Below are 9,944 nucleotides of genomic sequence, written 5' to 3'. Positions count from 1 at the left end.
GATGCAAGGGGGTTTCAGACCATGTTAAAGAAAAATAGACCGCAATTAGATATGTTTGATCATATCATATTTGAGAAGTTGGTACCCAAGGATCACCTGCTAATAAAAATTGATTCAATCATCGATTTTTCATTCATTTATGATCTGGTAAAAGATCAATATAGTCCAATTGGCCGTGGTTCGAAAGATCCGGTTATGCTAGTTAAAATTTTTCTTCTGGAATACTTGTATCGACTTTCCGATGTCGAAGTTGTAAAACGAATTCAAACAGATATTGTGTTCCGATGGTTTTTAAACCTGGGTATTAACGACACTGTTCCCGATGACACCACGCTTAGTTTCTTTCGGGTTCAACGTTTGACAGAAAAACATTTTGAAGCCTTTTTCACTGAAATTGTTAAAAAATGTATTGAAAAAGATCTCATTCGGACGAATCGTTTTATTATTGATTCTACAGATGTGGCGGCCAATGTCAATTACCCTTCAATAAAAAAGCTAGCAAGAATTGCATTCAATAAAGTAATCCAGGCAGTAGCAGAATTCAATGAACCACTGGCAGCTGAAATAGCAGCAGCGATTGACTCAGAACTGGATCAGGCTTATGAAACGACAGAAAAAGTCAACTGGCGAAAACATTTTGAAATCACCCAGAAGTATTTAGATAAACTCTATATCAAAACCTATGATGAATTGCAATATAACCAGAAATACCTGGACGCTTTTGGTCTCTGTTATGACTTGCTGGATCAATATGCCAATAATAAAAAAGATAAAATCGTGAGCATCGTCGATCCAGATGCACGAGTTGCTCATAAATCTGTTGGGAATGTTAAGAAGGGCTACAAAGATCATATCATCATCGATGAAGACAGTGAAATCATCCTAGCATCATCCCAAACACCCTTTAACGTCGGTGATGGAAAAAAGTTACAAGAGTTGCTTCAAAAGACGGAAACCCAAGTTGGATTAAAACCAAAAGAGCTGTCAGCGGATAAGGCTTATGGCGAAACCGAAAACAGAGCCTTTCTAAAAGACAATACCATCGTCAGCAATATTGCCTTTTACGAGGAATCCACCCGAGAAAATGACTACTTCAAAATGAAAGATTTTATTTTTTCTGATGATTTCAAAACAGTGACTTGTCCCAATGGTAAAAGTACCGAATTTTTCAAAATCAGATATGAAAAAGTTCATGATCGCAAGATGAAGGAGTTTCAGTTTGATCCTAAAGACTTCAGTCAGTGTCCACTCATTGACCAATATATTTATCGCCTTAAAAAAAATGGTAAACACCACCATAAAGGCAGACATGTGACGGTTTATTTACGGCATGATGCTGTATTAACAGACAAAGCCAGAGTTTCAACCCCAGAATTCACCATTGCTTACAATAAGCGTTACAAAATCGAAAGACGTTTTGCTACAATGGTCAGAAATCACGGATTACGACGGTGTCGGTATATCAGACTTCGTGGGGCAAAAATTCATATTACCATGGCCAATCTAGCCTGCAATATTGTAAGGATGGTTTCTTTGTTATTCCCTCCACCAAAAATTTTGAAAATCTGATAAAATTTACGGCGGCAAAAGTAACTGCCGCCATAAATTTATCAGTCATTCTCAAACCTTTAATAAAAATTGAATTGTTAGGTTTCTATTAGCCACATATCAATGAATATTCATTCATGATTTAAGAAATCGTGCTTTTTTACGCCCGTTTTTCGGAGGTTTCACAGGTACCATCGCTAATAATATGCATAGGTCAGTTGGGCTTCCGCCAGGAAGATGCCTTTAGGAAGCGCAATTCCGAAGGCAATCACACTTTTACAGTCTGGAAATAGATCAGCCGGATGAAATCCTTCTGGTGCTCCTGCAAATCGTTCAATGCCTGCAAATCCACAAATGTCCGCTCCAAAACTGAGCACTTTTTCACGTAATTCTGTTTTCATATCATCCTACTCCTTTTCATAACCATCTTAGCTACTCCTTCACGTAATTTTATATCAGGTACGGGTTTTTATTGTCCCGTCGGTATGATTATGTTACTATAAATTTATCAATCTGTTAAACAAAGTGTTTCTATCATAATAATCGAAAATTTCGATCGTACCGAGAAAGGCGTTTACACTCGTGGACTTAAAGCAACTAAAAACCTTTGTGGTTTTGTCAAAGAACAAGAACTATACCCGAACAGCCAATGAGTATCGGCTATGCGCAATCCAATATTTCTGCTCAAATTCAGCAATTGGAGCAGGAGCTCAACACAAAACTCCTTGATCGGATTGGAAAGAAGGTTTTTCTTACTGAGTCAGGGGAGCAATTGCTGCCATACGCCATTGAAATGCGGGCACTTGCTTCAACTATCAGAGATAAACTTGACAACGACCATTTGTCGCATAGTCGAATTGTTGTTGGCGCCTCCGAATCTTTATGTGTTTTTAAACTTCCGGCAATCGTCGAATCGTTTCGACGCTCCCATCCAAACAATGAACTTCACTTAGAACTCATTGAAAATGCGCAAGTCGTGGAGCAGTTGACAAGCAACGCCATCGATGTCGCTTTCACAATCGGAAATTCCATTGAACATCCCGCAATAACCTCATTTTTAAAAAAACGCGAGGAAGTTCTGGTTCTTTCTGCACCAACGCATCCGTTGCAATCAAAGAAAGCGTTGGCGATAACAGATTTCGCCAATCAGCCCTTCCTGTTGACGAGCACGAGCTGCAATTATCGCGAGACGTTTGAATGCGATTTAAAATCGCACGGAATTCCTTATCAAGTGACTCTGGAATCCGGAAGTGTTCAAGTAATAAAAAAAATGACAATAAGCGGTTTGGGCCTGTGCGTACTTCCCCGTCTGGCAGTTCAGGACGAATTGAACGCAGACTTATTAGCTACGCTGCCCTATAAAAATGATTACAAAGTATACTCCCAGCTCTTCTGCCATGCTTCAAAATGGCTCTCACCCAACTTAGCCGACTTTATTGACCCTATCATTAAATCGATTTGAAGGCGCTATCCCATCTCCAGGTAAAACAGCGCTATAACCAGTCCTTAAGTGGTTAATATTGTCTGATTGCAAATTATTATTAATTATAGTAAGATAAAATTAAGTTCATTCAAATATCTGAAACCACAAACATTTTCTCGCCCATTGCCAAGTTAAAAGCAGTAATCGTAGCGGTTCCAACATTTTCGATGCCTGTCAAAAAATAGCCCTCGGCACCGTTTTTTTATAATTTATGTCGCAGCTAATTGCGGCAATGGAGTCGGCCACCTGAATCTAGCAGAAACTTACAGCAATGCGGTATCAGATCACATTATTAGAAAGCCGAACCGTGATGGTTCGATGATTTTATTTTTAAGAAAGGATATTCAATAATGCGAAAACGATTACTTATGCTGGCCTTCATCAGTTTGCTCCTGTTAGCGGGCTGCAGCAATGCAATGACCAAACCATCCGCTAAACCCCAGATTTCAGAGGACTATTATGGTTTTATTAATTATGACCTGCTTCAGCAAAAAACCATCCCTGCTACGGAAGGGGCATGGTCTTACTTCTATGAATTGAATGAAAAAACATCGGGGCTGCTTCAGGAAATTGTCACCGAATTGGCCGATGATCCGGGAGCATATCCGATGGGCAGCAGTGAACAAAAAATAAGCGATTTATATCACTGTGCCACGAACCTCGATTTGCGCAATACTCAGGGCCTGGCGGCGATTGCCCCCTATCTTACCCAGCTTGATGCAGCACAGACCCTCGATCAATACCTGGATGCACTCATCGCCCTGTCCGACATTGGTGAGTCCAGTCTGATTGTGTATGGTTTTTATCCCGATGACTTAGATTCCGATATCATGATGGTCGGATTTGAATCGATGTCTGACCTTCAAGTCGCACCGATAACCTCCGGCGGTGGCTATCTCTCAAATGTTGTCGGTTTACAACAGGCAACCAGACAATACGAGTACGATCAGTACAAAAAAGGCGTCGACCGTCAAACCTGGTATATTACCCCACAAACCATCAATGCCTACTATAACCCGACCAATAATGAAATTTGTTTTCCGGCCGCTATCTTGCAGGCACCGTTTTATGATGCGCAATCTAGCCGGGGCAAAAATCTTGGTGGAATCGGAGCGATTATTGCCCATGAAATCAGTCATGCCTTTGATAAAACGGGTTCTTTGTATGACGAGAAAGGCAATTACAATATTTGGTGGACAGAAAAAGAGTATCAGCAGTATGAAGCCCTATCGCAAAAAATTATTGATTATTACGGAAACTATACCATCTTCACTGGCGATCCGGTTAATGGAACACTGACCCTGTCAGAAAACATCGCTGATTTGGGGGCAGTAACCGCGATCACTGCCGTAGCCAAAGAAGAGGGGGCATCCCTTGACGATCTTTATAGCAACTGGGCAACCATCTGGGCAAATCAGACCACCCCCGATCAGGCCAAAGAACATGTCATCAATAATACCCACGCTCCGGCAGAAATACGAGCCAATGCCGTACTCAGTTCGATGGATGGCTTTTATGAGTGCTATGACATAAAAGCGGGTGATCAAATGTACGTCGCCCCGGAAAACCGGGTCGGTATCTGGCAAACTAAATAAAGCCAGTGAAAAATCACTGGCTGAGGTTGTCGATAAACGACCGCACCAACTAATTATTAATCTGTTGGCAAGTTGTGCAATTTACGTGCATTTTGATATAACTTTCGTAAGTTGATACAGTCGGCCGCAGAGGAACTAAAAGGAGAACAGCATGCAAAAAAGACAGATTAAACCGTTTGGAATGATTTCGATTCTTTTGATCACTTTGATAGTGGCATCAACCAGTGTGTGGGCCGAATCAATAGCAACACCGATTGGTGTCCAGTATCGTGCTCATATTCAGAATGAAGGAAACATGCCAAAACCAGAGGGGTCCTTTGTAACAGGCTCGGATGCCATTGGAACGACCGGCCAGAGCCTGCGTTTGGAAGGGGTCTGGATTGAATTGACCGGCGAGGTGCCGGAAGGAGCCAGCATTAATTATCAGATCCACGTTGCCAATAAAGGTTGGCTGGATCCGGTTAAAAACGGCGATTTTGCCGGAACCACTGGGCTGGGGCTACAGGTTGAGGCCATTAAAATCTGGCTTTCGGATTTTCCCGGTTATGATGTTTATTACCGCGGCCATGTCCAGAACAAAGGTGATACACCCACAGAAAACGGCCAATGGGACTGGGTGAAAAACGGAGCGGCATTGGGAACCACCGGCTTGGGTCTGCGTCTTGAAGAGCTGGAAATCAAGATTGTCCCTCAGGAAAAACCAACCAAACCGTTGTCGGCACCGACTGATTTAACCGCCACGGTGTCCGGAACGCATACGATAAGCTTGTCCTGGTCTGCGGCCGAAAATGCGGAGTCCTACTCAATCTATCAGTCAGCTTCTGCCGACGGTACTTATTCGCAAATTGCCTCGACGGTTACCGATACAACCTTTGATGTCGATGGCCTGGCATCAGGCCAGACTTATTATTTTAAAGTTGCAGCAGCAAATGGGTTTGGCTCCAGTGATCTTTCGACTGAAGTTGCCGCCATCGCTGATATCGACAGGCAAGGCACTATCTATTATGGTTCATCGCTGCTCATCGTGAATACCTCATTAGACTTTACAACAACTGAGTCAACCGGGAATCTTCCAGAAAGCATCACTGCCCAAAGCTCAGGAGCCGACAATAGCACTCATTCAGAAGGCGGTAGGATTGATGCGGTCGTGCCCTTTGAACCATCCGCAGATACCCAGTTTATTACCAATCTGGATTACCTGCAAACCCAAACAGCTGTCGGCGATACGACAACTTTTTATGTCATTAATTTTGAGACCATTTCTTTTGATCAGTTGGATGCGAAATGCGTTTATAATGAAGGGAATGTTGAAATCTGGGTGGACAACACCACCGATGAAAACGGAAACCTGAATGTTCCGGTGACGTCCCAGTTAAGCCCGGATCAGATTGAAACTCTGGGCCAGGAATATAACAACACGATTTATCAGCAAATGATTGAAAATTTTGGTGTTTTACCAGTAGTTAATAACAGCAACAAAGTGACGATTCTGGTCTACGATATCCAGGATGGTTATAAAAAAGAAACTAAATATAAATATGGCTACTTCAAACCACTTGATCTGACCGATGATGCACAATCAAACCAGCGATCCATGATTTATCTGGATACCTATCCGTCGATGACACCTGATCCGGACACGCCTTCCGAAAAAGATGTTTCTTTTAGTTATTCGGGCGTCGCCCATGAACTCCAGCATGCCATTAATTATAATGTGAATGTCATCCAGCAAGGCGGTTCTAAAATGAGTACCTGTCTTGATGAAGCGTTTTCCATGGCGGCCGAAGATATGTTGTACGGAACACAATATGGCCGGATTGAGTACTTTAAAACGTCTGAGACCGTGCAAAACGGTCTGTCCCCATTGATCTGGCAGAATGGGAATGATGACGATGTGCTGTCAAGCTATTCCATGTCCTATATGTTTGCCATGTATCTGGAAGCCCAGGCTGGTACAACAGCCGTCTTTAAGGATATTATTGATGAACCCGGAGACGACTTTAGTGCACTGCAGACTATTATCTATCAGGATATTGACCCATCTTTATCCATTGTTGATCTGCTAACCAACTTTCGCATCGCATTACTGGTAAGTGCGGACTCGGGTCCCTACGGATTTGGCGGCAATCCTGATTTTTGCGATGTCCAGCCGCTACGTTATAGCGGTGATTCAACATCGCTTAATCTTTTCGGCGGGGGAGCCATTGTAACAGACATCGCCTCTTCCCCCTTTACCGATGATCCGACCGACCAGGGTGCCGATATTCAACTGATTGGTGTCTTTACGCCATCACAGGAAGACGTCGCCCGGCAGACTAAAGAAACGGTAATTATGCTGATCAATGAAAAACGCCAGGCAGCCGGGCTTGTTCCGATGGTTGAAGATCCAGCGCTTGATCAGGCCGCTGCGGTTCGGGCAGCGGAAGTTTCAGTCAATTTTTCCCATAACCGCCCCAACGAAGAAAGCCTTGCCGATCTTTTGAATGCGGTCGGGATCAACAATTTTACTGATGTTGGCGAAAATATTGCAAAACTAAATGAGTCATTTCCAACATACTTTGTTAACTTAATCCCTCAGGCAAACGTGCTAAATGAAACCTATACTAAAATCGGCGTTGGCACTTATTCTACAGATAAGACCGAGTACTGGGCACTGATCTACCTGGATGAGTAGATTATAACACATTGAAAAACCACTGGCTGAAGCTGTCGATAAACGACCATACCGCCTAATTTGTTGTTCCCAGCCCCGGTAATCGGGGCTGATTGTTTGTGCCATGTTTTAAAAATTTCAGTCTTAGCAGTTTGGCGGCACCCAACCCGTTGCATCGCCTATGACAAGGGTATGACAAGGGCATGTTATGACAAGGGGACGTTTCGTTCGTCATCAAGAAATCTCACCGAATAATTGAATGACTATGAATAAAAAATTCTTCCTGACTTGGCTGATATTTTTTCTCCAGGCTTTCCAAACCCGCATCGAAGCGCTCCGCTTCTTGTTCATCGATTTCAAATACCGGACTTTGATGGTAGACCCATTTTCTTCCGTCCAGGACTTCCGGTTTCAGTTCTTTTACCATCATTGCCGATGGATAGATATCATTTTCTAGACAGATATTATATCGCTTGCAACTCTTAAAGCCACGGCTGACATAATTATTCGGATTCCCAAAGATAACAATCACATCATAGCCCAGTGCGACAGCCTGTTCAAAGGAATACTCAATTAGTTTTTTTCCATACCCCTTTCGCTGATACTCCGGTAAAATGCAGAAGGGACCAAAGGTCAAAATCTCTTTTTCTGCCCCGGTCTCATCAATCAGTTTTGCTTTCGTATACATGATATTCCCGATGATCTGATTATCAACTTCAATCACCAGAGCTAGCTCCGGCAGAAAATCTTCGTGGGATCGCATCACATGAACTAGATAGTGTTCATTACACCCCGGGATGTATAAATTCCAAAAACATTTCCTGGTAATTTCTTCTACTTGCTGATAATCGCTTTCTTCTTCATTCCTGATCTTAATTACTTTGTCCATGTGTCTAACTATTCCTTTCTTCCTACTTAATCGGATTCATAACCTCACTTGTCTAATTGAGCAACGGTGACTTCGTCCAGAGCTCCTCCAAAATACTTATCCAGCACTGCCTTAAAGGCCGGATTGCCATCGATTAGAATAAAACAGGGTCATTGACGATTTCAGCTTCAGATCATCGGGTCGACCAAATACTGCCCTGGCATCACTCGACTCAAGTTTTAAGAGTTCTTTAGAAATCTCGAGCAACCGCACCCCCAACAGCGGATGAGCCAGATACGCCTCAGCTTCGGCCCGATTCGCAATTCCATAATAGCGGGCTGTTCACTCCGGCCCAGCCCTTTAAGCTGGGGAAAAATATACCACATCCAATGGCTGCGCTTGCGGCCATTTTTAATTTCTATTAGTGCCTGCCCATAGCTTTCTTCCTGGGCTTTGACAAAACGCTCAACGGTATCCATCGGTCTTCCTGCCTTTCTTTCTAATTTAACAACTTGTAAACTGAAATGAAAAAATAAAGCCATTTTCACAAGTTAAAAAACGTCCCCTCATCATTTCCGAAAACTTCGATTTCATCGCTCTCGCTTCAGATAGACCATATCAACAAGCTGCACCCCATCCTCAAACATTGGATGGTCATAATTGTCGGTAAAAAAGTTTTGTAACCGATATGATTCTGCAAATCCACATTTCTGATAAAAACAGAGCGCAGAAGGAACATCACCCGTTCCTACAAGCATTGTATTGCAATCGCTGTAATGAAAAAAAAGAAAATCGATCAGTCCTTTTCCATAACCCTTTCGCTGACAATCGGGCATAACCGCAATGTTCTTAAGCTCATAAATGCTGTCTGCCTCTTTAGTAACCACACATTCGGCTTTAACGCCATTATCGTCCAAAACAAACATTTCCCCACGTTCAAGGTACTGGTCGATCATGTCTTCCTGTTCGTCAGCCAATAAAAGCAAGTCGATATATGCTTTCTTATTGTTTGCAACTTTCCTTATATTCACCAGTATTCACTCCTATATTAAAGCTCAGATCCACACAAAAAGCCATTGTCAAGCCTTTCCCGACGCCCCATTCCAAACCCAGGAATCGATCCATCTTCTTTTTCAGGCATCTCACAGTTTGATGGACATGACAAACGAAGCATTCCGATGTCATTCGATGTCATTAATTTGTAAGTTCGTCGATGATGGATTTTAGTTTATCCTTAGATTCACCAAGGGTTTTTACATTCTCATCGATCAACGCCGATGCTTCTTCTGTAGACATTTTAAACTGCTCATCACCATTATTAACTTCGACATAATCCAGATTCTTGATTAAACCCAGTAACTGAATCGCCGATGGCACAAAATCACTTTTATTAAAAGAACCATCCTTTTCAGCGACATTTATGATCAGCCCATAGGGTTCCTGACTGGTTTCCAGCTGGATGGTGTAATCTTTTATTTTTCCCAAGCCCGTCTTTTCGATTAATGCATAAACGGCAGCATTGTCCCCCACAAACTCCACCTTAGCGGCATAGAGATCATCCGCTGTTTGTTTGACTTCCTGCGATAATTGACTACATCCAGTCGCACCACAAAGCAATAATGCCATACACATTAAACTAATAGCCACTCGTTTCATTGTTTTCTCCTTGTTTATTAATAACTCAACTTTCCCAGCTCTAAAAATCAGCTGAGACTTTACAACAACACACGCTGCAGCTTCTAAAAAACAGAAGTTGACAGAAAAATGCACCTAACATCTGATATAATGAAAATGCAA

Annotated in this window: 8 protein-coding genes and 1 pseudogene; 4 read left to right on the top strand and 5 right to left on the bottom strand. The window is 42.5% G+C overall.

The annotated features are described in order from the left end of the window. Nucleotides 1–1,569, top strand: a 1,569-nt coding sequence (locus Q7J41_RS03770; RefSeq protein ID WP_304885386.1) for an IS1182 family transposase, incomplete at its 5' end; no start/stop codon positions are given. Between the two features lie 176 nt (nucleotides 1,570–1,745). Here Q7J41_RS03770 and Q7J41_RS03765 read toward each other — a convergent pair. Further along, nucleotides 1,746–1,949: a hypothetical protein gene (locus Q7J41_RS03765; protein ID WP_304885384.1), complete on the bottom strand. Its 204-nt coding sequence runs from the start codon at nucleotides 1,947–1,949 to the stop codon at nucleotides 1,746–1,748. Between the two features lie 248 nt (nucleotides 1,950–2,197). Between Q7J41_RS03765 and Q7J41_RS03760 the strand changes: the two genes are divergently transcribed. The 3 genes from Q7J41_RS03760 (at nucleotide 2,198) to Q7J41_RS03750 (ending at nucleotide 7,300) form a co-directional block, all read left to right on the top strand. Further along, entirely contained in the window at nucleotides 2,198–3,010 is an 813-nt protein-coding gene (locus tag Q7J41_RS03760; protein WP_304885383.1) for a LysR family transcriptional regulator, read from the top strand. A 371-nt stretch (nucleotides 3,011–3,381) separates the two neighbouring features. Continuing rightward, nucleotides 3,382–4,626, top strand: coding sequence for a M13-type metalloendopeptidase (locus Q7J41_RS03755; RefSeq protein WP_304885381.1), 1,245 nt, complete (start codon nucleotides 3,382–3,384; stop codon nucleotides 4,624–4,626). 151 nt (nucleotides 4,627–4,777) lie between these two features. After that, nucleotides 4,778–7,300 (top strand): fibronectin type III domain-containing protein, encoded by a 2,523-nt coding sequence (locus Q7J41_RS03750; RefSeq protein WP_304885379.1) that lies wholly within the window; start codon nucleotides 4,778–4,780, stop codon nucleotides 7,298–7,300. Between the two features lie 223 nt (nucleotides 7,301–7,523). On the opposite strand, the gene Q7J41_RS03745 is transcribed toward Q7J41_RS03750, so the two are convergent. The 4 genes and pseudogenes from Q7J41_RS03745 to Q7J41_RS03730 all read right to left on the bottom strand — a co-directional run bounded on the left by Q7J41_RS03745 (nucleotide 7,524) and on the right by Q7J41_RS03730 (nucleotide 9,803). Next, on the bottom strand, nucleotides 7,524–8,168 hold the full coding sequence (locus tag Q7J41_RS03745) for a GNAT family N-acetyltransferase (protein ID WP_304885376.1): 645 nt from the start codon (nucleotides 8,166–8,168) through the stop codon (nucleotides 7,524–7,526). 111 nt (nucleotides 8,169–8,279) lie between these two features. Next, a pseudogene (locus tag Q7J41_RS03740) lies at nucleotides 8,280–8,626 on the bottom strand (DUF1810 domain-containing protein). A gap of 111 nt (nucleotides 8,627–8,737) precedes the next feature. Beyond that, nucleotides 8,738–9,178, bottom strand: coding sequence for a GNAT family N-acetyltransferase (locus Q7J41_RS03735; RefSeq protein ID WP_304885374.1), 441 nt, complete (start codon nucleotides 9,176–9,178; stop codon nucleotides 8,738–8,740). A gap of 163 nt (nucleotides 9,179–9,341) precedes the next feature. Next, a complete protein-coding gene (locus tag Q7J41_RS03730) occupies nucleotides 9,342–9,803 on the bottom strand; it encodes a DUF4825 domain-containing protein (protein ID WP_304885373.1) in 462 nt (153 codons plus the stop codon). Nucleotides 9,804–9,944: the final 141 nt, after the last annotated feature.

The organism is Acetobacterium sp. (genome assembly GCF_030652775.1).
Taxonomy (GTDB): Bacteria; Bacillota; Clostridia; order Eubacteriales; family Eubacteriaceae; genus Acetobacterium.
This window is presented reverse-complemented; position numbering and strand designations above follow the sequence as displayed.

Bases quoted from the DNA above. Each gene is read 5' to 3' on its own strand.
- Q7J41_RS03730 (WP_304885373.1), bottom strand. From the start codon at position 9,803: ATGAAACGAGTGGCTATTAGTTTAATGTGTATGGCATTATTGCTTTGT.
- Q7J41_RS03755 (WP_304885381.1), top strand. From the start codon at position 3,382: ATGCGAAAACGATTACTTATGCTGGCCTTCATCAGTTTGCTCCTGTTA.
- Q7J41_RS03760 (WP_304885383.1), top strand. From the start codon at position 2,198: ATGAGTATCGGCTATGCGCAATCCAATATTTCTGCTCAAATTCAGCAA.
- Q7J41_RS03750 (WP_304885379.1), top strand. From the start codon at position 4,778: ATGCAAAAAAGACAGATTAAACCGTTTGGAATGATTTCGATTCTTTTG.
- Q7J41_RS03765 (WP_304885384.1), bottom strand. From the start codon at position 1,949: ATGAAAACAGAATTACGTGAAAAAGTGCTCAGTTTTGGAGCGGACATT.
- Q7J41_RS03745 (WP_304885376.1), bottom strand. From the start codon at position 8,168: ATGGACAAAGTAATTAAGATCAGGAATGAAGAAGAAAGCGATTATCAG.